At 58.1% G+C, this 25,164-nt stretch carries 24 protein-coding genes; 8 read left to right on the forward strand and 16 right to left on the reverse strand.

Going from position 1 to position 25,164, the window contains the following annotated elements:
- Together HMPREF3140_RS29315 and HMPREF3140_RS14800 are read right to left on the reverse strand one after the other, a co-directional pair.
- Nucleotides 1-395 (reverse strand): fumarate hydratase (locus HMPREF3140_RS29315; RefSeq protein ID WP_049117780.1); only part of this gene is annotated, 395 nt, incomplete at its 3' end.
- A 54-nt stretch (nt 396-449) separates the two neighbouring features.
- Entirely contained in the window at nt 450-1,961 is a 1,512-nt protein-coding gene (locus HMPREF3140_RS14800) for an anion permease (RefSeq protein ID WP_004148278.1), read from the reverse strand.
- A 641-nt stretch (nt 1,962-2,602) separates the two neighbouring features.
- On the opposite strand from HMPREF3140_RS14800, the gene HMPREF3140_RS14810 reads away from it, so the two are divergent.
- Nucleotides 2,603-5,380, forward strand: a complete 2,778-nt coding sequence (locus tag HMPREF3140_RS14810; RefSeq protein ID WP_004179710.1) for a flavocytochrome c — start codon at nt 2,603-2,605, stop codon at nt 5,378-5,380.
- A gap of 67 nt (nt 5,381-5,447) precedes the next feature.
- A complete protein-coding gene (locus tag HMPREF3140_RS14815; protein WP_004143085.1) occupies nt 5,448-6,398 on the forward strand; it encodes an FAD:protein FMN transferase in 951 nt (316 codons plus the stop codon).
- Here HMPREF3140_RS14815 and dcuR read toward each other — a convergent pair.
- A complete protein-coding gene (gene dcuR, locus HMPREF3140_RS14820; protein WP_004176303.1) occupies nt 6,379-7,098 on the reverse strand; it encodes a two-component system response regulator DcuR in 720 nt (239 codons plus the stop codon). The two genes, HMPREF3140_RS14815 and dcuR, sit on opposite strands and share 20 nt — an antisense overlap.
- Entirely contained in the window at nt 7,095-8,711 is a 1,617-nt protein-coding gene (locus HMPREF3140_RS14825) for a sensor histidine kinase (protein WP_021313863.1), read from the reverse strand. The genes dcuR and HMPREF3140_RS14825 overlap by 4 nt, the downstream gene beginning before the upstream one ends.
- 155 nt (nt 8,712-8,866) lie before the next feature.
- On the opposite strand from HMPREF3140_RS14825, the gene HMPREF3140_RS14830 reads away from it, so the two are divergent.
- From HMPREF3140_RS14830 to HMPREF3140_RS14845, 4 genes are all read left to right on the forward strand, one after another.
- The gene (locus HMPREF3140_RS14830; RefSeq protein WP_016529947.1) at nt 8,867-9,223 is read left to right on the forward strand and encodes a hypothetical protein; all 357 of its coding nucleotides are present in this window, start codon (nt 8,867-8,869) and stop codon (nt 9,221-9,223) included.
- A 163-nt stretch (nt 9,224-9,386) separates the two neighbouring features.
- The gene (locus HMPREF3140_RS14835) at nt 9,387-10,307 is read left to right on the forward strand and encodes an N-acetylmuramic acid 6-phosphate etherase (protein ID WP_070553025.1); all 921 of its coding nucleotides are present in this window, start codon (nt 9,387-9,389) and stop codon (nt 10,305-10,307) included.
- A gap of 308 nt (nt 10,308-10,615) precedes the next feature.
- Nucleotides 10,616-12,226 carry a malate dehydrogenase (quinone) gene (gene mqo, locus HMPREF3140_RS14840; RefSeq protein WP_076750587.1) on the forward strand — a complete coding sequence of 537 codons (1,611 nt, stop codon included), beginning with the start codon at nt 10,616-10,618 and terminating at the stop codon, nt 12,224-12,226.
- A 157-nt stretch (nt 12,227-12,383) separates the two neighbouring features.
- The gene (locus HMPREF3140_RS14845) at nt 12,384-13,310 is read left to right on the forward strand and encodes a LysR family transcriptional regulator (RefSeq protein ID WP_002903632.1); all 927 of its coding nucleotides are present in this window, start codon (nt 12,384-12,386) and stop codon (nt 13,308-13,310) included.
- Here HMPREF3140_RS14845 and mdcH read toward each other — a convergent pair.
- The 9 genes from mdcH to HMPREF3140_RS14890 form a co-directional block, all read right to left on the reverse strand.
- Nucleotides 13,300-14,202: a malonate decarboxylase subunit epsilon gene (gene mdcH / locus HMPREF3140_RS14850; RefSeq protein ID WP_021313861.1), complete on the reverse strand. Its 903-nt coding sequence runs from the start codon at nt 14,200-14,202 to the stop codon at nt 13,300-13,302. The two genes, HMPREF3140_RS14845 and mdcH, sit on opposite strands and share 11 nt — an antisense overlap.
- Nucleotides 14,202-14,819, reverse strand: a complete 618-nt coding sequence (locus HMPREF3140_RS14855; protein ID WP_016531804.1) for a malonate decarboxylase holo-ACP synthase — start codon at nt 14,817-14,819, stop codon at nt 14,202-14,204. The genes mdcH and HMPREF3140_RS14855 overlap by 1 nt, the downstream gene beginning before the upstream one ends.
- Before the next feature lie 3 nt (nt 14,820-14,822).
- Complete coding sequence (locus HMPREF3140_RS14860) at nt 14,823-15,782, reverse strand: AEC family transporter (RefSeq protein WP_004148291.1); 960 nt, start codon at nt 15,780-15,782, stop codon at nt 14,823-14,825.
- Nucleotides 15,783-15,918: 136 nt separating this feature from the next.
- A complete protein-coding gene (mdcE, locus tag HMPREF3140_RS14865) occupies nt 15,919-16,719 on the reverse strand; it encodes a biotin-independent malonate decarboxylase subunit gamma (protein ID WP_021313860.1) in 801 nt (266 codons plus the stop codon).
- On the reverse strand, nt 16,719-17,552 hold the full coding sequence (locus HMPREF3140_RS14870) for a biotin-independent malonate decarboxylase subunit beta (RefSeq protein ID WP_021313859.1): 834 nt from the start codon (nt 17,550-17,552) through the stop codon (nt 16,719-16,721). The genes mdcE and HMPREF3140_RS14870 overlap by 1 nt, the downstream gene beginning before the upstream one ends.
- Nucleotides 17,545-17,844, reverse strand: coding sequence for a malonate decarboxylase acyl carrier protein (gene mdcC / locus HMPREF3140_RS14875; protein ID WP_004143106.1), 300 nt, complete (start codon nt 17,842-17,844; stop codon nt 17,545-17,547). Before mdcC ends, HMPREF3140_RS14870 begins: the two co-directional genes overlap by 8 nt.
- Before the next feature lie 17 nt (nt 17,845-17,861).
- Nucleotides 17,862-18,704, reverse strand: coding sequence for a triphosphoribosyl-dephospho-CoA synthase (locus tag HMPREF3140_RS14880; RefSeq protein ID WP_004143107.1), 843 nt, complete (start codon nt 18,702-18,704; stop codon nt 17,862-17,864).
- Nucleotides 18,704-20,359, reverse strand: a complete 1,656-nt coding sequence (mdcA, locus tag HMPREF3140_RS14885; RefSeq protein WP_021313857.1) for a malonate decarboxylase subunit alpha — start codon at nt 20,357-20,359, stop codon at nt 18,704-18,706. Before mdcA ends, HMPREF3140_RS14880 begins: the two co-directional genes overlap by 1 nt.
- A gap of 224 nt (nt 20,360-20,583) precedes the next feature.
- Complete coding sequence (locus HMPREF3140_RS14890) at nt 20,584-21,618, reverse strand: AI-2E family transporter (RefSeq protein WP_002903679.1); 1,035 nt, start codon at nt 21,616-21,618, stop codon at nt 20,584-20,586.
- A gap of 442 nt (nt 21,619-22,060) precedes the next feature.
- On the opposite strand from HMPREF3140_RS14890, the gene kpnE reads away from it, so the two are divergent.
- Both kpnE and kpnF read left to right on the forward strand, forming a co-directional pair.
- Entirely contained in the window at nt 22,061-22,423 is a 363-nt protein-coding gene (gene kpnE, locus HMPREF3140_RS14895; protein ID WP_002903681.1) for a multidrug efflux SMR transporter subunit KpnE, read from the forward strand.
- A complete protein-coding gene (kpnF, locus tag HMPREF3140_RS14900) occupies nt 22,410-22,739 on the forward strand; it encodes a multidrug efflux SMR transporter subunit KpnF (protein ID WP_002903683.1) in 330 nt (109 codons plus the stop codon). The genes kpnE and kpnF overlap by 14 nt, the downstream gene beginning before the upstream one ends.
- Before the next feature lie 43 nt (nt 22,740-22,782).
- Here the strand turns inward: kpnF and HMPREF3140_RS14905 are convergent, their stop codons facing one another.
- The 3 genes from HMPREF3140_RS14905 to asr all read right to left on the reverse strand — a co-directional run bounded on the left by HMPREF3140_RS14905 (nt 22,783) and on the right by asr (nt 25,083).
- Nucleotides 22,783-22,899: a hypothetical protein gene (locus HMPREF3140_RS14905; protein WP_004224649.1), complete on the reverse strand. Its 117-nt coding sequence runs from the start codon at nt 22,897-22,899 to the stop codon at nt 22,783-22,785.
- A 13-nt stretch (nt 22,900-22,912) separates the two neighbouring features.
- Nucleotides 22,913-23,725: a trypsin-like serine peptidase gene (locus HMPREF3140_RS14910; RefSeq protein WP_070553026.1), complete on the reverse strand. Its 813-nt coding sequence runs from the start codon at nt 23,723-23,725 to the stop codon at nt 22,913-22,915.
- Nucleotides 23,726-24,663: 938 nt separating this feature from the next.
- Nucleotides 24,664-25,083 (reverse strand): acid resistance repetitive basic protein Asr, encoded by a 420-nt coding sequence (asr, locus tag HMPREF3140_RS14925; RefSeq protein ID WP_002903693.1) that lies wholly within the window; start codon nt 25,081-25,083, stop codon nt 24,664-24,666.
- Between the last annotated feature and the right edge of the window lie 81 nt (nt 25,084-25,164).

A 25,164-nucleotide genomic window follows, 5' to 3' on the forward strand; every position in this document is an offset into this window, starting at 1 on the left:
GCCAGGGCGGCTTCATCGCCGCCGCCGGTCCAGACGCGCTGGCCTTTTTTCCCCATGATAATCGCGGTGCCGGTATCCTGGCAGGTCGGCAGCACGCCCTTGGCGGCAATTTCCGAGTTGCGCAGGAACTGCAGGGCGACATATTTATCGTTATCGCTGGCTTCCGGGTCGAGCAAAATCGAGGCGACCTGTTGCTGATGGGAGACGCGCAGCATAAAGGCGGCGTCGTGGAAGGCCTGCTGAGCGAGCAGGGTCAGCGCCTGCGGCTCTACTTTCAGGACCTGCTGGCCGTCAAATTCGGCGACGGAGACGTGCTCTTTGCTGAGCAGATAGTATTCCGTATCGTCGTGCGCCAGCGGAAACGGATCCTGATAAACAAACGGTTTAGTCGACATAGTCACTTACTCCATAAAGATAAAAACCGCCGGGGTAGTCCCGGCGGTTATGAATCAGAACATCATGGACATCCACGGATAGCCAATCAGCAGCAGGGCGGCCAGGAAGATGGCGCCAAAGATGGTGCCGAGGCGCCAGTAATCTTTGGTCGGCAGGTAGCCGCTGCCGTAGTAGATTGGGCTTGGGCCAGTACCGTACGGGGTGATGATCCCCATCACGCCCAGCGAGGTGACCATCAGCAGGACAAACACTTCCATATTCATTCCCGGGATAGTCGAGGCAATGGTCAGCATGGCCGGCAGCAGCGCGGTGGTGTGCGCGGTGGTGCTGGCAAACAGATAGTGCAGCAGGTAGAACGCCAGCAGCAGGACGATGGTCGCCATCCCCGGGGAGATGCCGCTCATCAGCGCGCCGCCCTCTTTACCCAGCCAGGCGATAAAGCCGGTGGAGGAGAGGCCGTCGGCCAGTGCCACCAGGGTGGCGAACCAGACAAAGGTGTTCCATGCCGCTTTGTTGTTGGTGATATCGCTCCAGGAGAGCACGCCGGTCCACAGCATCAGCACGATAACCAGCAGGGCAGCCAGCGCCGGTTCGATCCAGTCGGCGGCGAAGATCCACATCATCAGCGCGAAGCAGACGAATACCAGCAGCAGAATTTCATTGCGCGACAGTTTGCCCAGTTTTTCCAGTTCACGCGCGGCCCACAGTGGCACTTCGTTATTGACTTTCACTTCCGGCGGGTAGAACCAGTAGGCCAGCAGCGGCATAGCCAGAATCAGCAGGATACCCAGCGGCAGGAAGGCGATGAACCAGGTGCCCCAGGAGATATTGATGCCAACAATGCTTTTGACCAGCGCCAGGGCCAGCAGGTTCGGGGCCAGAGCCGACAGGAACATCGAGCTGGTAATACAGGCGGCGGTGATCGCTACCCACATCAGATAGGAACCGATTTTACGTGCGCTCGGATCGTTTGGCTTTGAACCGTACAGCGGCGGCAGGTTAGCGATAATCGGGTAGATAGTCCCCCCGCTGCGTGCGGTGTTAGATGGCGTAAACGGCGCCAGCAGCAGATCCGCGAAGGTGATGGCGTAGCCGAGCGTCAGGCTGCGACGGCCAAGATATTTCACCAGAATCAGCGCCAGGCGGCGGCCGAACTGCGTTTTATCGTAGCCGGCGGCGAACATGAACGCGCCGAAGATAAGCCACACGGTGGAGTTGCCGAAGCCGCTCACCGCCCACTTAAAGGAGGCGCCAGCCATTTTGAAGCCTGGCGCGGCCATCTGATCCGGGCTGAACAGCAGCCACTGGCTGCACAAGGCAATAACTACCACGCCGGTGATACCGATAACGGCGCCGGGCAGCGGTTCAAAAATCAACCCGACGATCACCCCGACAAAGATAGCGAAGTAGTGCCAGGCGTACGGCGGCAGGCCTTCGGGGACCGGGACGAACAATAACAGCACGGCAACGATAATCGGCAGCGCCATCATCAGGAGAGGTTTTTTATTCGCAGTCGTTGGCTTGACTGCACCGGCAGGCGGTATGGTTGTCTTTTTCTCTTTCATAATGAGTATCTGCAAGTTGTTGAAAATAACGTTTACGCCAGCGTCATGCTCAGAGGTTTTTTTAATTACAAAAGTTTCTTTAGTTTTAATTTTGCGTTTCTGAGTATCGACAGGGCGCTTATTTAACGCGTTTTATGAGGCGTTAAATTAAATTTGTTGGTTATTTATATATTGCGCTTTCAATGGCCGTTGCAATTGATCAAGATCAAGAAAAGCCGGTGATTTCACTATTTTTTTATTATCAGTATAACCCTATGTGATGAGGTGTTATTTTGGCGAAAATATCGATAGATGTTAAAGGAAAAATGAACAATAAATGCTGAAATTATTTTCTGTTTTAGTAACTTTATGATTTTATTGTATTTTTGTGGTTTTTCTTGTCATTGTTTATGTTAACAAAAGTATCCTAATTGTTATCACGCATTTGTATTATGTAAATACTATTTATTATTTTAATAATACAATAGAGGTAGCGATGTTATTGCTGGGGTTAAATAGTTTTATAACTAACGTAATTGGTTTAGTAATTAAAAAACGCGCTATATTATTGGCATGACAACAGGAATTAAAAAACCAAAACCATTAATGATTCCGTCCCCCTATTCTGAGCTTTTAATATTTTAAAATCTGGAGCGTAACTTATGACCAGTAACGAACGTATTTTGCAGCCATTTACTTTACCAAATGGTACCGAGCTGAAAAACCGTTTGCTCATGGCGCCAATGACCACCTGCACCGGTTATTTCGATGGCACCGTCACCAGCGAGCTGGTGGAGTACTACCGCGCGCGCGCCGGAAGCATCGGTACCATTATTGTCGAGTGCTGCTTTATTGATGACTACGGTCTGGCCTTCCCGGGCGCGATCGGCATCGATAATGATGAAAAAATTGCCGGCCTGGCGAAAATCGCTGAGGCGATCAAAGCCGAAGGTTCAAAAGCGATTCTGCAGATCTACCACGGCGGCCGTATGGTCGACCCGCAGCTGATCGGGGGGCGCCAGCCGGTGGCGCCGAGCGCTATTGCCGCGCCGCGTGAGGGCGCCGCCATGCCGCGGGCGCTGAGCGGAGAAGAAGTGGAAGGGATGATCGCCAAGTTTGGCGACGGCGTTCGTCGCGCCATTCTCGCCGGTTTCGACGGGGTCGAAATTCACGGCGCCAACACCTATCTCATTCAGCAGTTCTATTCGCCGAACTCCAACCAGCGCGATGACGAGTGGGGCGGTAGCCGCGACAACCGCGCCCGTTTCCCACTGGCGGTGCTGGATATTACCCACAAAATGGCCCGCCAGTACGCCGACGATGCCTTTATCATCGGCTATCGCTTCTCGCCGGAGGAGATGGAGGTCCCGGGGATCCGCTTTGACGACACCATGTATCTGCTGGAAAAGCTGGCCGCCCGCGGTGTCGATTATCTGCACTTCTCGGTGGGCGCGACCCTGCGTCCGTCTATCGTCGATACCAGCGATCCGACGCCGCTAATCGAGAAATACTGCGCGATGCGCTCTGACACCCTCGCCCAGGTGCCGGTGATGGGCGTCGGCGGGGTAGTCAACGCCGCCGATGCCGAGCAGGGCCTCGATCACGGCTATGACCTGATTGCGGTAGGCCGCGCCTGCATCGCCTATCCGGACTGGGCGTCACGTATCGCCGCCGGCGAAGAGCTGGAGCTGTTTATCGACAGCACCCAGCGTGAAGCGCTGCACATTCCGGAACCGCTATGGCGTTTCTCGCTGGTGGAAGCGATGATCCGCGACATGAGCATGGGCGACGCCAAATTTAAACCGGGGATGTTTGTTGAGACCGTCCACGATGACGCCAATGAGCTGGTGATCAACGTCAGCCTCGAAAATGACCATATTGCCGATATCGAACTGGCGGCGAGCCCGGTCCAGACCGTGGAATTCACCACCAGCTTCGAAGAGATCCGCGAACGTATTCTCACCGCCAATACCCCGCACGTCGATGCCATTTCCGGGGCCACCAGCCAGAGCGAGGCGGTGAAAAAAGCGGTCGCCAAAGCGATGCTGAAATCGAGTAAAGCGCTGGCGGCGGAAGAGGGCGGCAATGACGTCGCGCCGAAAAGCTATGATGTGGTGGTAGTCGGCAGCGGCGGCGCCGGTCTGGCGGCAGCCATTCAGGCCCACGACGAAGGGGCCAGCGTGCTGATCGTCGAAAAAATGCCAACCATCGGCGGGAACACCATCAAGGCTTCCGCCGGGATGAACGCCGCGGAAACCCGCTTCCAGCGAGTGAAAGGTATCGAAGACAGTAAGGAGTTGTTCTATCAGGAAACCCTGAAGGGCGGCCACAACAAAAACAACCCGCAGCTGCTGCGCCGTTTCGTTGAAAACGCGCCGCAAGCCATTGAGTGGCTGGCGGACCGGGGCATTATGCTCAACGACATTACCACCACCGGTGGGATGAGCATTGACCGTACCCACCGTCCGCGCGACGGGTCAGCGGTTGGCGGCTATCTGATTAGCGGCCTGGTGCGCAACATCACCAAACGCGGTATTGACGTCCTGCTGGATACCTCGGTGGAAGAGATCCTGATGCGCGGGGATGAGGTTAGCGGTGTACGTCTGATCAACGACGAAAAAGAGGTCATTGAAGTACAGACCAAAAGCATCGTAGTGGCCACCGGCGGCTTCAGCGCTAACAGCGCGATGGTCGTGAAGTATCGTCCTGACCTTGAAGGCTTCGTCACCACTAACCACAAAGGGGCTACCGGGAGCGGTATCGCGTTGCTGGAACGCATCGGCGCCGGCACCGTGGACATGGGCGAAATTCAGATTCACCCGACCGTCGAGCAGCAGACCTCGTATCTGATTTCCGAATCGATTCGCGGCGGCGGCGCTATTCTCGTAAACCAGCAGGGGAACCGCTTCTTCAACGAGATGGAGACCCGCGATAAAGTCTCGGCGGCGATTATCGCTCTGCCGGAACACTATGCTTACATCGTCTTCGACGAGCATGTGCGGGCGAAAAACAAAGCTGCCGACGAGTACATCGCCAAAGGCTTCGTCACCAGCGCCAGCTCACCGCGGGAACTGGCGGAGAAACTGGGGATGGATTACCATGCCTTCCTCGCCACCCTCGAGTGCTATAACGGGGCGGTGGAAAAACAGCATGATGAACAGTTTGGCCGGACCACCGCGCTGCGCGCGCCGATTAACGAAGGCCCGTTCCACGCCATTCGCATCGCCCCCGGGGTGCACCACACCATGGGCGGCGTGACCATTAATACCGATGGCGAAGTGCTGAATGTGGCGCAGCAGCCGATCCGCGGCGCCTACGCCGCCGGTGAAGTGGTGGGCGGGATCCACGGCGGCAACCGTATCGGCGGTAACGCGGTGGCGGATATCATCATCTTCGGTACCCTCGCGGGCCATCAGGCGGCGAAACGTGCCAGAGGATAACCTGTAACCTTGCTCCTGCCGGGTTGGCGCTTTCGCCGCCCGGCTTGCCCCTTCTAAGGAGAGCCCGATGTCCGATAACCGCGTCTATAGCTACTCCGCCGTGTTGATGGGCTCGCCCATCCTGCTCAAACTCTGTTCCCACGATGAGGCGATGGCCTCCCGCGTTTTCCAGCTTATCAAGCGCTACGAAGACCTGCTCACCGTTAACCGCGCCGAGTCGCAGGTGATGGATATCAACCATGCCGCCGGGCGTCATCCGGTCACCGTCAGCCGACCGGTCTTTCAGCTGATCCAGTGCGCCAAAGCCGCCAGCATGGTGCGCGACAGCGCCTTTAACCTCGCCATCGGCCCGCTGGTGAAGCTGTGGCGAATTGGTTTTCACGGGCACAGCGTGCCTGACGCGGCTGAGATAAGAGCCCGACTGGCGCTGACCCGCCCACAGGAGGTGATCCTTGATGAGGCAACCTGCAGCGTGTTTCTCCAACAGCCGGGGATGGAGCTGGATCTCGGGGCGATCGCCAAAGGCTATATCGCTGACCGCGTGCGCGATTTTCTCCGTCAGCAGCAGGTGGAGAAGGCGCTGATCAACCTCGGCGGCAATGTGCATACCCTCGGCGAATGGGCCATTGGCCTGAAAAAACCATTTGCCGACGCGCAGGCGCTGATCGGTTCCCTGACGGTCAACGGGCAATCGGTAGTCACCTCCGGGACCTACGAGCGCTATTTCGAACAGGATGGCAAACGCTGGCACCATATTCTCGACCCGCGCAGCGGTTATCCGCTGGACAACGAACTCGACAGCGTGACGGTCATTTCCGCGGATTCTTTAGACGGCGACATCTGGACCACGCTGCTGTTCGGCCTCGGCGTGGAGAAGGGCTGCGCAGCGCTGCGTCAGCGGCAGGATATCGACGCGATTTTCGTTACCAAAAATCGCGACATTATTCTCTCATCGCCGCAGCGGCTGCGTTTTGCGCCGCTGGACAGCGGCTATCGGGTTATTGACTGTACTGCTTAAGCAAACTGTACTGTTCGGCGACCAGACGGTAGCGATAGACCGGCCGCCCGGTAGCGCCGTAGTGGATAGTGGTATAGAGAATATTGATCTGCGCCAGCCAAATCAGATATTTGCGGCAGGAAACGCGGGAGATATTCACCGCCGCCGCCAGCTCATCGGTAGAGAATTCGACATCCGGATGGGCGTCAATCCACTGGCAGAGTGTGCGCAGCGTTTGCGCGGTTAATCCTTTAGGCAGCTTGCGCGCGTCGCTGGCCTCCGGCGCGCCGCCGTGCAGCAGGCGGTCGACATCTGCCTGTTCGTAATAGGGCTGGCCGGTTATTAGCTTGCGCTTCTCCCGCCAGGTGGTGAGCGCCTCTTCAAAGCGCGGAAACTGGAAGGGTTTGATCAGGTAATCGACCACCCCGTAATGCATCGCGGTCTGTACCGTGGCGGCATCCGCCGCCGAGGTAATCATGATAACGTCGATGGCGCGACCCGACTCGCGGATGGTCGGCAGCAGATCGAGCCCGCTGTCCTGCTGCATGTAGACATCCAGCAGCACCAGATCGATCTCCTGCTGCGGATCGTTAATCATCTCCTGGGCCTGACTGAGCGTCGAAGCGCTCCCGCTGCAACGAAAGCCGGGAACCCTTGCCACGTACAGGCGATTCAGTTCGGCCACCATGGCATCATCGTCAACAATTAAAACATTTATCACGCAGGTTTCCTTTTACTATCCCAGGGGAGATGAACAAAAAATTGGGTAAATACGCCGGGTTCCGATTCGACGGCGAGGGTGCCGCCGAGCTCGCGCAACTGCTGGTTGGCAAGAAACAGCCCGACGCCGCGATTCTCGCCTTTGGTGGAGAAGCCTTTGTTAAAGATAGCGTCGATGTTGTTCTCCGGGATCCCCGGCCCATCGTCGCTCACTTCACCGCTTAGCCAGCCGTCCTGGTAGTGCAGCAGCAGGCCGATCTCACCCTCCGCCTGGCCGCTCATGGCGTCCAGCGCGTTCTCAATAAGGTTGCCCAGCACCGTCACCAGCACCGTGACCTGTTTCTCGTTCGGACAATCCGGCACCAGGCTCTCCTCCGCCAGCGTCAGGGTAAAGCCGCACTCTGTGGCGCGCTGAATTTTACTTATCAGGAAGCCGGCCACCACCGGGGATTTAATGCGGTGCTGAATGTCGCCGATGTCCGCCTGGTAGCGGTGGGCGGTCTGCAGCACGTATTCCTCGAGTTTGCCGTAGCTTTTCATATTCAGCAGACCGAGGATCACGTGCAGTTTATTCATAAACTCATGGGAGGTGGTGCGCAGGGCATCCACATAGCTCATCATGCCGTCCAGTCGCTGCAGCAATTGGCTGACCTCAGTTTTATCGCGGAAGGTACAGATGGCGCCGACCACCGCACCCTGGCTGCGAATGGGCACTGTATTGCCGATCAGCAGCAGACCATTGCACCCCAGTTCGCGGTCGTACATTGGCTCGCCGCTCTGCAGTACGGTCTGCAGATCGTCGAGCAGGGGGCTGTGAACGAGAGTCTTATCCGGGCCGGAAAAGAGGATCTCTTCCGCCGCGGGGTTGATGAGATTTACCTCGCCATGGGCATCGACCGCTACCACCCCCTCCTTGAGGGCGTGAAGCATGGCCTGACGCTGCTGAAACTGGGTGGATATTTCGTGCGGCTCCAGCCCCAGCAGCACGCGCTTCAGGCCGCGAACCAGGCTCCAGGTGCCCAGCGCGCAGACCAGCGCGCTGAACAGGATGGTCAGCAGCACGTCCCAACGGCTGTTGGCGATCTGTTCGTCCACTTTACTCAGTGAAATGCCGACCACCACCACGCCGATTTGCTGATGCCGTTCGTTGAACACCGGCGTAAACACCCGTAGCGCCGGGGCCAGCACCCCGTGGTTGATGGCGACATTCTCTTTTCCCTGCAGCGTCGGCTGAATATCGTGGCCGATGAACGGTTTGCCGATGATTGAGCTGTCCGGATGCGAATAGCGAATACCCTGCATATCGGTAACGATAGCGTACAACAGGTCGTTGCGGCGGGTAATGGCCTGCGCCAGCGGCTGAATGATCTGCTGCTGCGGGGGCGCCTCCAGTCCGCGCTTCACCTGCGGCATATCGGCCATGGTGCGCGCCACCGCCAGCGCGGTCTCTTTCAGACCGTCGCGGGTGGCGTTGCTGATCTGCATATACCACAAGGCATACACCAGCAGCAGCACGGCGCCGATGACGCTGCCGATCATCAAGGACACGGCGGTGCTCAGCTTTAACGGTAAGACGCGTTGGCGAACGCGAGGCGGGTGCTCTGAAGCCTTCATGACGACCCCGGGTAGATTCAGTGAAAGATTATTATCGCCGATAGCGCGGCATACATAAAGCCGTGTAATCAAAGCAAAAGGCCGCTTTTGCTACGGCAGACTCCTCCAGCGCGCGGTACACTGCGGCTTTTCGCCACAGGCTTAAGGGAGACACTATGGAACTGGCTTCTCTGGTCCGGGATATCCTCCGGCAGCGGCACGTTGAACGTCTGGCGCAGCATCGTGAACAGGATAATGAAGCGGAAGCAGAGTGGGAGATCGCCCGCTGGCGGCATCGCAGCGGGGTGGTGATCCAGCGCCGCTATGAGCTCGAGATCGCGCAGCAGGATAGCGCATCCTGCCCGGAGTGCTGGATTGACTGGCAGGTTATCGACGCCGCCGACCAGGAGATCAACCCGATGCGCAAACAGTTTTATAACCTTTGCCAGCAATCCTTCTGGCTGGCTATGCAGGCGGGTGGTGAAGATGAGACCTCAGACAGAATTGCTCAGATAACCGACAATCACCCGTAAACGCGCGTTGGGGACGGTAAACTGTGACCCCGACGGCGGTAAAGCGCAGAACATTCCACTTATAGTGGCGGCAGAGGTTAAATAGTCCTGATGAATATAAGGATATGCATCAGGCCGCTGATTTTGCCGAGATGTGCTTTTTCTGTCGTAAATGGAGGTTGTTATGAGCAGTTCGCTAACCGCGTCAATGCAGGCTCGTCGTCACCCGGAGACCACCCACATCGATCGCCTCGCCACCGCCGATATGCTGGCGATGCTGCATCAGGATGATAAGCAGATATCGGAGGCGGTCGGCGCCTGTCTGCCGGATATCGCCCGGCTGATTGATATCGCCACCGCGACGATAAGCCGGGGAGGGCGCCTGGTCATTATTGGCGCCGGCGCTTCGGGCCGGACGGCCATTGAGGCGGTCAGCGACTATTCGCCGGAAGGTAAACACGCGCTGGTGGGGCTGATTGCCGGTGGGCAGACGGCGGCGATGGCCGAGCGGGAGACTGCGGCGAATAATTATGACCTGGGCGCCTTTGAGCTGCAGTCGCTGGACTTCAGCAACCGCGATATGCTGCTGGCGCTGACCGTCAGCGGCAAGACGCCATGGGTGTGGGGGGCGATGCGCCACGCCTGGTCGCTGGGCGCCCCGATAGCGGTCATCACCCAGCAGCCGACCAGCGAGGCGGCGCAGCTGGCGGATATCATTATTGCTCCGCAGACCGGGCCGGAGGCGGTGGCGGGGTTAGCCAATCCGAAGGCTCAGTTGGCCCAGTGGCAGATCGTCAATATGCTGACAACCGGACTCGCCATCCGTGACGGTCGGGTGTACAGCAATTTGCGGGTGGACGTGCAGGCTGACAATTCGCACTGGGCGGAGCGGCAGATAGCGATTGTGATGGCGGCCACCGATAGCACGCGCAGTGAAGCAAAGGCCGCCCTGGCCAGCTGTCATCAGCACTGCCGCACCGCGATCCTGATGCTGCTCAGCGGGCTTGACGCCTGGCACGCGCGGGAGCTGCTAACCAAACATCACGATCATCTGCGTCTCGCCCTGCGTGAAGCCCAGCGTAGCGCTGTCACTCCCGCCCAGTAATCCCTTCTCTGCCAGGCGCGCGATGAGCATGCGCGCCTGGACTTTTGTAATTAAAGAAATTCTTATCTTTTATTTTACACGGCAATAGATATTGAATTTTCGACCTTATTTTTTATCCGTCTTCGCTCTATTTTTAAAATTGATTTTTTAAGTTAAATAACTGTTTTGTTTAAAATGCGAGAGTGTAAATGATATTTTAAAATAAAGTAAAAGTGCGTTAATATGCTGCCTCTTATGAACGTGTGCTACGTGATAATTCTATTATGCCTGCAATGAAAAAAACGATTATTTCCTTAACCGCATTAGCGATGTTCGTCAGCGCGGCGACGCATGCTGAAGCGGATACCTCGAAAAAAACCGACTTCCTGCTGATTGGCGGCGGGATCATGAGCGCCTCGCTCGGCACCTGGCTGCAGGCGCTGCAGCCGGACTGGGATCTGACCATGGTGGAGAAACTGGACGGCGTGGCGCTGGAGTCTTCCAACGGCTGGAATAATGCCGGTACTGGCCACTCGGCGAATATGGAGCTGAACTATACGCCGGAGCGGGCGGACGGGTCGATTGACGTCAGCAAAGCGCTCGATATTAACGAGCAGTTTATGATTTCCCGTCAGTTCTGGTCGGCACAGGTGAAACGCGGTATTTTGCACGATCCGCACTCGTTTATTAATTCCACGCCGCATATGAGCTTCGTCTGGGGTGATAATGTGGATTATCTGCAGAAGCGTTATAACGCGCTGCAGCAGACCACTTTATTCCAGGGGATGAAATTCTCCACCGATCACGCGCAAATTAAACAGTGGGCGCCGCTGGTGATGGAAGGCCGCGATCCGCAGCAGAAAGTGGCAGCCACCTGGACGCCGGTGGGTACCGATGTCAACTACGGCGAAATCACTCGCCAGCTGATCGGCAGCCTGAAGAAAAATAACCACTTCACCCTGCAGACCTCCTCTGAGGTAACGGATTTCAAACGTAATGCCGACAACTCCTGGCACGTAACGATTAAGAATGTGCAGAGCGGGGAAGCGCAGACTATTGACGCCAAATACGTCTTTATCGGCGCCGGCGGCGGCGCGTTGAAGCTGCTGCAAAAAACCGGTATTCCGGAAGCGGACAACTATGCCGGCTTCCCGGTGGGCGGCTCGTTCCTGATGACCGAGAACCCGGCGGTCACTGCGCAGCACCTGGAGAAAGTGTATGGCCAGGCTTCAGTCGGCGCGCCGCCGATGTCGGTGCCGCACCTTGATGCACGTTACCTCGACGGTAAGCGCGTGGTGCTGTTTGGGCCATTCGCCACCTTCTCGACCAAGTTCCTGAAAAATGGTTCGTTCTTCGATCTGCTCAGCACTACCACCACCAATAACGTGCTGCCGATGACCCACGTCGGTCTCGACAACTTCGATCTGGTGAAATACCTGGTTAGCCAGGTGATGCTCAGCGATGATGACCGTTTCGCTGCGCTGAAAGAGTACTACCCGGACGCGCGTAAAGAAGACTGGAAACTGATCCAGGCCGGCCAGCGCGTACAGATCATCAAGAAAGACGCAGAGAAGGGCGGCGTGCTGAAGCTCGGTACCGAAGTGGTGGTCGATCAGCAGAAAACCATTTCCGCGCTGCTCGGCGCTTCGCCGGGGGCTTCCACCGCCGCGCCGATCACCCTGAACGTGCTCAAGCAGATGTTCCCGCAGCAGTTTAACTCGCCGGAGTGGCAGAGCCGCATTCACGCTATTGTGCCGAGCTACGGCCAGAAGCTGAACGGTAACGTGGCGCTGACCCAGCAGGTTTGGGATGACACCGCTGCGACCCTGCAGCTGACGAAACCGCCGGTGATCCAGATGCCAGCGGCTGCGCCTACCGCGACCGCCAAGCCGGCAGAGACGCCGCGCGAGGCCTCGCCGCAGCACGATATGGCGCTGTAAAAGCAAACTCGACAGTGAACAAAAGGGAAGACCATGGTCTTCCCTTTTTTGCGTTATTTACCGGCTGAGGCCGCGCGCTGCCTGCAACTTTGGCGTCATAAAAGATATACTGGTTTGAATTGAAATAAGAAAATTAAACCAGGAGTGTGGAAGGGCCATGCAAGAGGATATTAACCAGGAGATCACCTTCCGCAAGCTGTCGGTCTTTATGATGTTTATGGCGAAAGGTAATATCGCCAGAACCGCCGAAGCGATGAAACTCAGCAGCGTCAGCGTTCACCGCGCGCTGCATACCCTGGAAGAGGGGGTGGGCTGCCCGCTGTTTGTCCACAAAGGGCGCAACCTGCTGCCGCTGCAGGCGGCGTGGACGCTGCTTGAATACTGCCAGGATGTGATAAGTCTGATGAACCGCGGGCTAGAGGCGACGCGCAAGGTTGCAGGCGTCGGTCAGGGGCGGTTGCGCATCGGTACCCTCTATTCTCTGACCCTGGAAACCGTTCCGCGCATCATTATGGGGATGAAGCTGCGTCGCCCGGAGCTGGAGCTGGACCTGACGATGGGTTCAAATCAGATGCTGCTGGATATGCTGGAAGACGATGCCCTCGATGCCATCCTGATCGCCACCAACGAAGGGGAGTTCAATAATACCGCTTTCGACGTGGTGCCGCTGTTTGAGGACGATATTTTTCTCGCTGCCCCGGCGACCGAACGGCTGGATGCCTCACGGCTCGCCGATCTGCGCGATTACGCCGACCGCAAGTTTGTTTCGCTGGCGGAGGGGTTCGCCACCTATGCCGGATTCCGGGAAGCATTCCATATCGCCGGCTTCGAGCCGGAAATCGTGACCAGGGTGAATGATATCTTTTCGATGATAAGCCTGGTGCAGGCTGGCGTCGGTTTTGCCCTGCTGCCGGGGCGGATGAAGAAAGTGTATGAGAAGGATGTACAGCTGCTAAAGCTGGCGGAACCCTACCAGATGCGCCAGCTGATCTCTATCGTCTATTCGCACCATCGCGAACGCGATGCCGACCTGCTGGCGCTGGCGGCGGAAGGACGGATGTACGCCCGCAGTATTAATCGCTAAGCCGCTGCGCCAGATGGCGGGCGACGTCCAGGCCGCTGCGCTCCAGCGCAATGGTCTCCCCGCGCCAGCCCGCCTGGCGGGTCAGGCAGGTGAGCACCCCCCCGGGGGGCATCTCAATGGCTAAGCGCGCATCGCGCTCATCGGCGGCGACCATCGCCTCCTGCCAGTGGACCGGGCGCGCCATGTTCATCGCCAGATCGTCGGCGATCCGCTGCGGATCCCACAGCACGCGCGCCGTCGAGCCGCTTAAATAGGCGCACCGTGGGCGCCTTAAGCTGGCGCCGGCAAAAGCTTTCGCCAGCTCAGCGGCGGGTTTATCCAGCAGCGCGCAGTGCGACGGGACGCTGACCGCCAGCCGCTGGGCTTTACTGGCGCCAGCCCGCAGCGCCAGCTGCGCCACCTCGGCCATTGCCTCATCACGGCCCGCAATCACGAACTGCGTTTCGGCGTTCAGGTTGGCGAGATAAACCTCGTGGCCCTGCATCAGCGCCTCAACCCGCGGGCGGGTCAGGCCCATAATCGCCGTCAGTCCGTAACCTTCAGGATACGCCTGTTCCATTAAGTCCCCGCGCAGGGCCACCAGCCGCAACGCGCTGGCGAAATCGAGCGCGCCGGCAATCACCGCGGCCGGAAACGCGCCGATAGAGAGGCCGCTGACCATCTGCGGATCCACGCCCTGACGCTGTAGCTCGCGCGCCCAGGCGACACCGGCGATCAGCAGACAGAGCTGGACCGCACGGGTGTGTTGTAGCGCATCGGCGCTATCGAGGGTATCGACTTCATCCCCCAGCACGGCGCGCGCCTGGGTGAGGAACGCCTCGCGATCGGGGATCATCGCCAGCATGCCGGGACGCTGGCCGCCCTGACCGGGAAAGGTAAATAAAATCTTCATTATTCCTCCCTGTGCCACGGCGTCGCGGTTAAGCGCGCGCCGCGGGACGTTTTCAGCAGCGCGCGCCCGTCGCGCAGCCATTCATTAAGGGCGAAGGCGCCGTACGGCGTTTCGACCTGGGTATCAGCGCGGCATGGGAGTTGGGCCACCCGGGTCTGCCATTCCAGCAGCGCCTCGCGGTCCAACGGCTGTGGCGCGCGGATCAGCAGATCCAGATCGCTGGCCGCATGCAGCACCGGGATCTCGGTTGCCAGCGCGTAGCCGGTACTGCCGGTGACGCCCCAGCCCCAGGGCCAGCGGTGTAAGGTGAGGGCGATAGCCCCCTGGACCGGCGGCTGCGAGACAAACGGCGAGCAGAGTAATGCTTCGCGCTCGACAAGCATCTCCGGGGTGACGCTGCGCACGATATTGCGCGCCTGTACCCAGCCGGCGGCGCGCTGCTCGCGCTTCATGCCCCGCACCCCAACCGGGACGCGGGCCAGGTCGTCAACGTCGCGCCTCACCACCACCGGCAGCGCGGCTCGCCACTGCTGAGCCACCCACGGCTCGGCAATGTCTTCCAGGGCGCTGGCGTGGTTTAACCAAACTAAATCGTGGGGACGCGGCGTTGCTGACATGGTTTACAGTCCTGAAGTCAAAGAGATAAACAGCGGTAGCGACAGGATACACAGAACCGAGCTCAACAGCAGCACGGCTTCAGCATCCGGAGACTGGACGCCGAAGCGGTTGCCGAAGACCACGCCAAAGAAGCCGGCGGCCAGGGCAATCATCAGGATCGCGGTAATGGCAATGGAACCGTGCAGCCCAAGTAACATCACCAGACCCCAGGCAATAAACGGCTGCACCAGCAGTTTCACGATGGTTGATGTAGCGATCAGCGCATTGAGCTGCAGTTTACGCGCCGACAGGATCACCCCGGTGAGGAACAGCGCGGCGGCGGTGGCGGCCAGGCCCAGCGGTTTGATCGACGCCAGCAGCAGGTCCGGCATTTTAATGCCGATCGCGGAAAGCACCACCCCAAGCAGCGGGCCCCAGACGATCGGTTTTTTCACCGAACGCCACATCAGCACCGGCAGCATCGCCAGCGTAGAACCGCTGTTTTCTCCCGCGGCGCGGGCTTTTTCACGTTCCAGAATCAGCAGGCAGAACGGGGTCATCAGCACCGAGCCGCAGGCGATAGAGACCGCTACCGACAGTGAGGTTGACGCGCCTTCACCCAGCACGCTGCCGAGGATCGGCAGACCTAACGCGGCATAGTTTGGCAGGGCGACGGTGAGGGTCAGCACCGCGGCATCCTGCGGCGTGCGTTTGAACACGCTGGTGGCGAGGAAGTAGATCGCGGCATAGGTGATCCACATCGCGCCGGTCAACACCAGCACCAACGGCGACTGGGCGACGATCCCGGCCCACGGCGTTTGTACCGTCGCGCTAAACAGCGTGGCGGGTAAGGCAAAATCCATTACAAAAATATTAAGCAGCGAGACGTTTTTGTTATCTACCATCCCGGCCTTACCGGCCCAGAAGCCCAGCAGCATAATGACGAAAATCGGGGCAAGAGCATGAATAATCACATAAGTCATAAATCACCTGTAAATAAGATAGAGTACTGGCGCGATTGTTATTTTTTCTAAAAGCCGTCCCTACCCGGCGCGGTTATTACGCGCTCCGGGGGACGGCTTCCGGCAGGTTTTCTTCTACTACTTACGTACGAACGTCTTACCAGCTGGCGCGCATGCGATCGCGAACCAGCTGCGAGCTGCGGCGGTTTTCCGCGCCCAGGCGGCACTTCAGTGAGGCATCGGTGCGCGCATCAGCGATGGCGTCGCGCAGCGTGTTGCTGACCAACGACAGATCGTGGTCGTCAGGGGCATCCGGATTATTAATATCCAGCAGGGCGGAGAGCAGGCCGAGCGTCGCATAGTTGCTGACGTCGTAGGCCATTGGCGGAATGGTAGCCGCCAGTTTCTCCAGCGCCTCTACGGTACGCAGCGTAATGCGCGCCGCCGACGCTTTACCCATCGCGTGGACCAGCACGCCGCTATCGTTAAAGGCGATCAGGCGGTTGGCCTGGTAGCCGTGGGCCAGAAACGCCCCGGACATCGCTTTGCCGACGATCAGGCCAATTACCGGGTGGCCGGCCAAACGGGCTTTGGCATAAGCGCCAGCCGCCCCGGCCAGCGCCTGGTGAATGCCGAAAGCTTCTTCGCGGCGGCCATAGGCCTGGCTTGGCACATCGATCACGGCGACGATCGGCCGTTTGACTGGCTGGTCGGCGTCGGCGGCAATGGTTTCATTAACCACTTTCGCCAGCGTCCAGCCTTCCAGCAGGCCGACTTCGCCGCCGGCGGCGCGCGGGTAGTGGTTGTTAGCATCCGGGACCACGGCGATAAAACGCACGTTTTCGCCATTAATCTGGCCGTCTGCCACCTGGACGGAAGGGCACAGGCCGCTCATCAGCGGCGCGTTGGGCGCCAGTTTGTTCAGCCACAGCGCGGCGCGGTTTGGGAACTGACTCATTATTTATCCTCCCGGGCAAAAAGCTGTTTAATCTGCGCGGTATCCGCCTGCTGGCGGGTATCGAACTGGCTCAAGCGACGCAGATAATCGTCATAGTTGTCGCTGCGGTGCTGTGCCGGTACGCCTTTGGCGATCGCCTCATTCATTGCGGTTTTAACGGCGTTAACGCCATCGTTAACCAGCGCGTCTACCAGCCCGCTGACGGCGCGAATTTCGCCGCCGGTCATGCTCCAGATAAACGGCCGGTTGCGGGAGTCGTACTCTTCAATGCCGGCTTCCTGCTCGATAACCTGCGGGCCGTTGAGGCCGAGACGGGCTTCACGAGTGACAATGAGATAGCTGCACAGCGCGGCGGCGATAGACATACCGCCAAAGCAACCGACGGTGCCGGCGATGATGCCGACTACCGGCGTGTAGCGGCGCAGATCGACAATCGCCGCGTGAATATCAGCGATGGCGGCCAGACCGAGGTTGGCCTCCTGCAGACGTACGCCGCCGGTTTCGAGGCACAGCACCGCCTGCGTCGGGATACCGTTGCGGTTATCTTCCGCCGCCAGCTCCAGCGCGGCGGCCATTTTGGCGCCGGACACTTCGCCCATACTGCCTCCCTGGAAGGTGCCCTCGATGGCAATCACCACCGCAGGCTGGCCGTTGATCGTGCCTTTGGCGACCACCATACCGTCGTCGGACTGCGGGACGATGCCCTGGGCGCCGAGCCACGGCGACATAATACCGTCAAACGGATCCAGCAGTTCGCGGTAGCTGCCGTCGTCCAGCAGAGCGTGGGCGCGTTCGCGAGCGCGCAGTTCGATAAAGCTGCGATCGTTACGCATGAGCGGCCTCCTCAAAAACCTGTTCAATACGAATACGGGCGACGCCCGGCGTGGCGCCGAAGTCGTGGATAATCAACTGCCCGGCGGGCAGGCCGTTGATCAGGTTCAGCCTGTCGAACAGCGCCTGCCAGCGCGCCTGGCTGTTATCCACTGAGGTGGTGATCTGTACGTTGAGCGTGGCGCTCTGTGCGGCGGTATAAAGTACTTCCATATCGCCTGAACCCACGACTCCTGCCAGCGCTCGGCCGCTCAGGGCGCGGCTGGCAGGAAATGACAATGTAATCTGTTCCATAACATCCTCTGAATGCGTTAGCCGGCAACTCTGTCGAGAAACAGGGTGGCGGCAAGGAGATCGGCGGCGCCTCCCGGCGAGGCGTTTAGCGCCAGCATGATTGCGTCCAGGCGGGCCAGGGCGGCGCGCCCGGCGAAACTGGCGCAACCGCCAGCCGCCAGCACCTCACAAGCGCCTTGCTGCATGGCCTGCAGCCCGGCCATACCGGCGCGCGACAGCACGCAGGTATCGCTCAGCGAGGTCATGATGGCCATCAGCGCATCAAGCTGCGCCTGCGGCTCACTGGCGCCTCGCGCCCGGCTGTGCTGCAGTTGCGGCAGCGCCAGGCGGGTGATATGCGGGAAACCACACTGCGCTTCCTCGCGGGCGCCTGGCACCTGCCAGCGGCGGCTGGCGCGAAGCCCTTTACTAAAGCTTTTCGGCGCGAAGCCGTCGGGCAGGCGGGCGAGGGCGGCGGCGGCGTCGGCGATCGCCTGTGACTGACCCTCTCCACCCAACATCGCCACCGCGCTGACCAGCAGGCCTAGCGCCCAGATAGCGCCGCGGTGGGTGTTAACCCCACCCGTCGCCAGCATCATCTGCGCTTCGCCTTCGCGGCCAAGGCGGCCGACGGTTTCGCGCAGGGCGATGTCCGCCGGGCGACGCCAGCTTTGCTCGGCCAGCGCGTGAAAGGTCGGCTGCAGGCTGCGGGCGGAGCGCTCCATCAGCGCCAGATTCAGGTCCTGATGCGCGCCGTTGCCGCGGCTATCCACCAGACCCGGTTTCGGGCTCAGACGGGCTTCGTCAATCAGACAGGCGCTGGCGGTATGCGCCAGCCAGCTGACGCGGCTTTCTGCGTGCAGGGGGGAGAGATTTTTCATTACCAGCTCCGGAATTTTGCCGGTGGGTTGTACAGTCCGTCGGACCACTCCACCAGGTCGGCGACGCTGCCGGCGGCCAGCAGGGAGCGGGTGGCATCGCTGCGGCGAATCCCGAGATCTTCCGGGTAGACCACTTTGCCGCTCTGACGCAGCGCGGCGACGCGTTTGGCGTCCACACCAAGGCCGATATCGGTGATCCCGGCCACCGCGGCGACCATCGCCCGGCGCTCTTCAAGGCTCTCCGCACGGTACAGGTAGGCGATACCCTCTTCGGTCAGGACGTGGGTGACGTCATCACCATAAATCATTACCGGCGCCAGCGGCATGCCGGAGGTTTTCGCCACCTCAACTGCATCCAGCGTCTCAACGAAGGTTGGTTTCACGCCGGCCTGGAAGGTTTCGACCATCTGCACCACCAGCTTTTTCCCGCGCTGCATCGGGTCCGGCTCGGTGATCATATTGAGCCATGCCGGGGTGGCGTGGCGGCGACCGTGCGGGTCGTGGCCCATGTTCGGCGCGCCGCCGAAGCCGGAAAGACGGCCGCGGGTGACGGTCGAGGAGTTAGCCAGACCATCTACCTGCAGGGTTGAACCAATGAACATATCTACCGCGTACTGGCCCGCCAGCTGGCAGAAGGCGCGGTTAGAGCGCATCGAGCCATCCGGGCCGGTAAAGAAGATATCCGGGCGGGCACGGATGTACTCTTCCATCCCCAGTTCGCCGCCGAAGCAGTGCACGCTCTCCACCCAGCCGCTCTCGATGGCCGGGATTAAGGTTGGATGCGGATTCAGGGTCCAGTGTTTACAGATTTTGCCTTTCAGGCCGAGCTGCTCGCCATAGGTCGGCAACAGCAACTCGATGGCGGCGGTATTAAAGCCGATACCGTGGTTAAGCGACTGCACCTGATGTTCCGCATAGATGCCCTTGATCGCCATCATCGCCATCAGTATGTGTTCTTGCTTAATCAGGCGCGGATCGCGGGTGAAGAGCGGTTCGATAAAGAACGGCTTGTCGGCAACCACCACGTAATCGATCCACGAGCCGGGAATATCGACGCGCGGCAGATCGCATTCGTCGTCCACCAGTTCGTTGACCTGGGCTATCACAATGCCGTCGTGGAAGGCGGCGGCTTCCACCAGCGCCGGGGTATCTTCGGTACTCGGTCCGGTATACAGGTTGCCTTTGCGGTCAGCTTTATAGCCGGCAATCAGCGCGACGTTTGGCGACAGATCGACGTACAGGCGCGAGTAGAGTTCGATATAGGTGTGGATGGCGCCGATTTCGAGCAGGCCATCTTCCAGTAGTTGCGAAATGCGCAGGCTCTGGGTGCCGGAGAAAGAGAAATCCAGCTTGCGGGCAATACCTTTTTCAAACAGGTCCAGATGCTCGCTGCGCCCGACGCTGGGCATAATCATATGCAGGTCGTGGATTTTTTGCGGATTAACTTCCGCCAGCATGCGCGAGAGGAAATCGGCCTGTTTCTGGTTGTTGCCTTCCAGCACAACCCGGTCGCCGGGGGCGAGCAGGTTTTCCAGTACGCTGACCAACTGGTCAGTCGGGATGACCTTACCTGGCATGTTCGCCTCGGTCAGCCGCCGCTGTTTTTCCGTTCGGCGACGGTTCCAGACCCGCCCCGTCGTTTGTTCGGCATTCATTAATAACCTCCTGATTCGACAAATCGTTTTGTTTGTCCTGGTGGAGATTAGTGTGCGACGCGAGGCTATGAGCATCAATTAAGCGCGGTGGCCGATCGTTAGCATCAGAGTAACGATTCCGCCGCAACGTTTGTGATGCGGATCAATAATACATAAGGCGTAGTGGTCTACGGAGAGAGTGTAGGGCAGGGAGCAGGCCGGCGAAGCGCCGGCCTGCGGAAGGACTACTGTTTACTGACATCGCTTAATAAGAAAGCGATACTCTGCCCGCCGCTGGTCTGCTCGAGGGCAATTTTGACGATAATCGTCAACGGCACCGAGAGCAGCATGCCAACCGGACCCAGCAACCATCCCCAGAAGATTAAGGACAGGAATACCACCAGCGTCGAGAGGCCCAGCCCGCGCCCCATGATACGAGGTTCGAGAATATTGCCGAATACCAGGTTGACGATCAGGTAGCCGGCCAGCACTACCAGCGCCTCGTACAGACCACCGAACACCAGCACCTGCAGGATCGGCGGAATTGCCGCCAGCACGGAACCGATATTGGGAATATAGTTAAGCGCGAAGGCCAGTAGCCCCCACATAAAGGCGAAGCGCACATCCAGCAGCACCAGCATGCCCCAGACCACCAGGCCGGTGATCAGGCTTATCGCAGTTTTCAGCACCAGATAATGCGATACGCTGTCGATGGCCCTCTGGATGGCGCCCATGCCTTCTACTGGTCTGGACATTAACTGCTGCAGCTTAGCGGGAAGCTGCGGCACCTCCAGCAGCATAAACACCACCGTCAGCAGCAGCAGAAAAATGGAGGACATGGCGTTCGACAGCTGAGTGAGCAGGCTGGTGACCAGGGTCATTACGGCGTTAGGGTCGATGTACTTATTGAGCTCGACCACCGAAACGGTGAATCCCATACGCTGCAGCCAGGGCGCGATGGTTTGCATCGGCTCATAGAGATAGTTGCGATACTGCGGCAGGGTGCGCGCCAGCTCGTTGAGCGAGGTCCCCAGCGAGGCCAGCAGCACAATGGCTAACATAACAATCAGGCCAATCAGTAGCGAGATCGCCAGCACGCGCGGCACCCGGCAGCGGACCAGTAGCTGGACCAGAGGATTGATGATCACCGCCAGAAAAAGCGCCAGGATAAACGGGACAATTATGTCCGCCGCAAAGCGAATGCCGGTAAGGATGATCACCAGCATGCCCAACATGATGACCATCTTTAATCCGTTAAGTGTAATAATGGGTTTAGCCATAGGATCCCGACCTCAAACTTCCTTGCCTATTAACAGGTTGCGTTACATTAGCATAATGACGCTTTTTTGCAGAACAAACGCATTGAACAAAAACCGCGGCGTAAAGAATTGCAAAGTCTTTGAATTAAATGTAGCACTATGCTACAAATCTACCTGTGTTTAACTACTGAGGACAATTTTCATCCGCACCGGACGAGAAGCAACACCGCGGATAATTGTAATTTTATGGACAATCAGTTCAGGATGTATATTTTAAATCACCCCGCAGTATCCCTCACTTTTTCCCGTTTTGCCGGCGAACAGCACTGGCATTCGGCGCTATAGTCACCTTCTTTCTGCCTGAGCTGGCGCCAAGCGCACAGCGATATCTACGTCAGAAATTTTCCTGTTTACGTCTCGCGTAAACGGTAATGGATTATATTCTCAAGCAGGAGAAGGGATCATGTTTTATTGGATTTTATTAGCTTTAGCAATTATTGCTGAAATTACCGGCACCTTGTCTATGAAATGGGCAAGCGTGAGCGGCGGGCACACCGGCTTTATTTTAATGCTGGCCATGATTGCCCTGTCATATATTTTTCTTGCCTTTGCGGTTAAAAAGATTGCCCTCGGTGTGGCCTATGCGTTGTGGGAAGGGATCGGTATTTTACTGATTACCCTGTTCAGCGTGCTGCTGTTTGATGAGAGTCTGTCCCTGCTGAAAATAGCCGGCTTGACCACCCTGGTGATAGGGATCGTCTTAATTAAGTCAGGCACCCAGAAAAAAGCGTCTTCCAAGCAGGAGGTGGCCCATGCAGCAGTTTGAGTGGATCCATGCCGCCTGGCTGGCAATCGCCATTGTGCTGGAAATTATTGCCAACGTCTTTTTGAAGTTTTCCGACGGCTTCCGCCGCAAGATCTACGGCATCCTGTCCCTGGCGGCAGTATTGGGCGCGTTCAGCGCCCTGTCGCAGGCGGTTAAAGGGATCGATCTCTCGGTCGCCTATGCGCTGTGGGGCGGCTTCGGTATCGCGGCGACCATCGCCGCCGGCTGGGTGCTGTTTGGTCAGCGTCTGAATAACAAAGGCTGGGCGGGGGTTATCCTGCTGGTAGCCGGCATGGTGTTAATTAAACTCGCCTGACGTCTCGCCGCCTGCAAAGCCAGGCGGCAAACGGAAACTTCCTTCACGCCTTGCCCCGCTGTAATTGTGTCAGGTGACGCTGAGGGCTGCGCAGGTTCACTGCTTTCGGCTGGCGGAAAATCATTTCCGCCAGGACGATGTCAATAATGATATTCTTCATCGGCCTCGGTCCATTACTCACCGGCAAGCGCCTCCAGCTTATCGCGAAAGCCAGTCACCGCAATGGCGCGATTGTCCGCCCGCCAGCGATCCTGCGGGCCGGGGGCCGAACTCTGCACGGCGATCACCTGCCAGCCGTCCTCCGTTTTCAGCAGCAGCGGCGAGCCGCTGTCGCCAGGCAGGGGGTCGCACTGATGCGACAGTACGCTGGTTTGCGCCCACCCTGTCACGATGCAATCCTGGTGGCTGTAAAGATTATCGAGATGATCTTCAGGATAGCCAGACTGGGTAACTTTACGGTCCGCCGCCTTCAGCGCGGCGGTGAGATCGGCCTTGCTGCCCGGAAAGAGCGGGATCGGCGTAATGCCAGACGGAGCATAGCGCAGCACGATCAGGCCAAAATCGGACGGCGCCGCAGCGGAAGGGACAATCCAGCCGTCGCCATCGGCTTTCAGGCGTCTGCCTAAGCTGGGATCGACTCGCCCGTCAATGCCGTGGATCTCATAGACCCAGTTGCCCTTGCGGGAAATAAAGCGCAGGGCGACCGCTTTGTCCGGCTTGCCGCGCGGGGGCGTTAACAGACAGTGGCCCGCGGTCAGCGCCAGATGCGGAGAGATGAGCGTCGCCGTACACAGATTGCCGCTGGCGGTTTCCAGCTGGCCAATCGCGTCCCACGGACTCTCCTCGGGGCGGTTCACCGCTTTGCGGTCATCGTGACCGAAAAACAACGTCTTAATATCTTTGGCGCTCAGTCCGCTATCATCGGCATGTGCGCCCAGAGGTAACAGATAAAATGAACACAGTAATAACAGAACGTCTCTACGCATATCACTCTCTGGGGAGGCTATGATGTCTATTGACAGTAGCAGGAGATTTAAGTTTTTGAAAGTAAACAATAATTCTAAACAGGCCAAACCGTATACCACATCAGCGCGCGGTGGGGTCTGGCGCTGGTAAAACCTCCTGATTTCAAGCGGTTAATACCAGTGTTCTGCTTGTGCTATTTCCGCAGAAAGTGGCGTCTTGCGCAACAAAATTCATGTATCAGAACGTACTGAATTCGGTTAATAATGCAGCAATTCATCCGTGGGATTATTCCTGGTTTGTCAGCATAATGCCCAAAAATAATACTTTTACCCACCAGATCTTCACCGGAATTCGCACTTCTTTACGCCTCTCGTAATTATTTTCAATGCGAAACATTTTCTCACCGAAAACGTTGTTACCGTCGCCCTGCCGTTGAGTAAATAGAGAGGTAGTACCGGCGATGATAGCCTGAACTCTATTTCCCCTGCGTTCGGAGGGCTTATGTCTAAAAAAGGTATTCGCGCACTGGTTTATGTTTCCCTGGTCTCAGTCGCTATCTGGGGCGCGACAGGCTATCTGGTGATGGAAGCCATGCGTGCATTGTGATGGGCGCGCCACCCGGCAAGGGCCAGGCGTGCGACATATTACGACTAACATGTCTGGCGTCTTCTGGCGCCGGACATATTTTTGCGCCGCAGAGAGTCACAGGATAATGGGAAGCGGGGAGCGGGTCAGCGATAGCCGCACGGTATTCATTTTAATGAAAAGCTGGTAGAAGCAGCAAAATGCGGGCGCGGGATAAATAATTAAGAGAGGAAAAAACGGGTTGCAACCACTGCGCATATAATTAGCAGGATCAGGATGAGCTCAAAACGATAGCGCCGCAGCATAGTGCTCTCCAGAAAAAACGGCGCTGAAACAGCGCCGATTATTAAGAAGGTTGGTTCACCGGGAGGAATTATGCTGCCGGCTGTGCAGTCGGTTTAGCGGCCTGGTGTTTAGTGGTTTTGTGGTGTTTTTTCGCTGCCTGCGCTTTCTGGGCTGCCGGTTTAGCCGCAGCTTTGTGATGCTTTTTCGCCGCCTGAGCTTTCTGCGGAGCAGCTGGTTTAGCTGCTACTTTTTTGTGTTTTTTAGCGGCCTGGGCTTTCTGAGCAGCGGCTGGTTTAGCTTCTGCTTTTTTGTGTTTTTTGGCAGCCTGAGCTTTCTGCTCTGCGGCCGGTTTTGCCGCGGCTTTGTGGTGTTTTTTGTGATGGGTGGTCTTGGCAGCCGTGCTGTGGGTGGCAGCCGGTGCCTGAGTGGTGCTTACTGCGTCAGCAGCGAAAGCGGCGGAAGAGAGACCCATAGCAGCGGCAACGACCAGAGCTAATACTTTTTTCATTCTGATATCCTCGAAAAGTTTTCTTAATTTCAACCCCACTGCGGGGCCGGTGAAATCACTATATGCTTGTCTTTTCGAGCT

Origin of the sequence: Klebsiella sp. HMSC16A12 (assembly GCF_001808265.1) — a bacterium.
Lineage (GTDB): Bacteria > Pseudomonadota > Gammaproteobacteria > Enterobacterales > Enterobacteriaceae > Klebsiella > Klebsiella pneumoniae.

Coding starts and splice junctions, on each gene's coding strand:
- HMPREF3140_RS14905 (WP_004224649.1), bottom strand. CDS start 22,899: ATGAAGAATATCATTATTGACATCGTCCTGGCGGAAATGATTTTCCGC.
- mdcA (WP_021313857.1), bottom strand. CDS start 20,359: ATGAATGCCGAACAAACGACGGGGCGGGTCTGGAACCGTCGCCGAACG.
- mdcH (WP_021313861.1), bottom strand. CDS start 14,202: ATGAAGATTTTATTTACCTTTCCCGGTCAGGGCGGCCAGCGTCCCGGC.
- kpnF (WP_002903683.1), top strand. CDS start 22,410: ATGCAGCAGTTTGAGTGGATCCATGCCGCCTGGCTGGCAATCGCCATT.
- HMPREF3140_RS14860 (WP_004148291.1), bottom strand. CDS start 15,782: ATGACTTATGTGATTATTCATGCTCTTGCCCCGATTTTCGTCATTATG.
- mqo (WP_076750587.1), top strand. CDS start 10,616: ATGTTCGTCAGCGCGGCGACGCATGCTGAAGCGGATACCTCGAAAAAA.
- HMPREF3140_RS14880 (WP_004143107.1), bottom strand. CDS start 18,704: ATGAAAAATCTCTCCCCCCTGCACGCAGAAAGCCGCGTCAGCTGGCTG.
- kpnE (WP_002903681.1), top strand. CDS start 22,061: ATGTTTTATTGGATTTTATTAGCTTTAGCAATTATTGCTGAAATTACC.
- HMPREF3140_RS14855 (WP_016531804.1), bottom strand. CDS start 14,819: ATGTCAGCAACGCCGCGTCCCCACGATTTAGTTTGGTTAAACCACGCC.
- mdcE (WP_021313860.1), bottom strand. CDS start 16,719: ATGAGTCAGTTCCCAAACCGCGCCGCGCTGTGGCTGAACAAACTGGCG.
- HMPREF3140_RS14830 (WP_016529947.1), top strand. CDS start 8,867: ATGGAACTGGCTTCTCTGGTCCGGGATATCCTCCGGCAGCGGCACGTT.
- mdcC (WP_004143106.1), bottom strand. CDS start 17,844: ATGGAACAGATTACATTGTCATTTCCTGCCAGCCGCGCCCTGAGCGGC.
- HMPREF3140_RS14845 (WP_002903632.1), top strand. CDS start 12,384: ATGCAAGAGGATATTAACCAGGAGATCACCTTCCGCAAGCTGTCGGTC.
- HMPREF3140_RS14825 (WP_021313863.1), bottom strand. CDS start 8,711: ATGAAGGCTTCAGAGCACCCGCCTCGCGTTCGCCAACGCGTCTTACCG.
- HMPREF3140_RS14910 (WP_070553026.1), bottom strand. CDS start 23,725: ATGCGTAGAGACGTTCTGTTATTACTGTGTTCATTTTATCTGTTACCT.
- HMPREF3140_RS14890 (WP_002903679.1), bottom strand. CDS start 21,618: ATGGCTAAACCCATTATTACACTTAACGGATTAAAGATGGTCATCATG.
- HMPREF3140_RS14835 (WP_070553025.1), top strand. CDS start 9,387: ATGAGCAGTTCGCTAACCGCGTCAATGCAGGCTCGTCGTCACCCGGAG.
- HMPREF3140_RS14800 (WP_004148278.1), bottom strand. CDS start 1,961: ATGAAAGAGAAAAAGACAACCATACCGCCTGCCGGTGCAGTCAAGCCA.
- HMPREF3140_RS14810 (WP_004179710.1), top strand. CDS start 2,603: ATGACCAGTAACGAACGTATTTTGCAGCCATTTACTTTACCAAATGGT.
- HMPREF3140_RS14815 (WP_004143085.1), top strand. CDS start 5,448: ATGTCCGATAACCGCGTCTATAGCTACTCCGCCGTGTTGATGGGCTCG.
- asr (WP_002903693.1), bottom strand. CDS start 25,083: ATGAAAAAAGTATTAGCTCTGGTCGTTGCCGCTGCTATGGGTCTCTCT.
- HMPREF3140_RS14870 (WP_021313859.1), bottom strand. CDS start 17,552: ATGCGTAACGATCGCAGCTTTATCGAACTGCGCGCTCGCGAACGCGCC.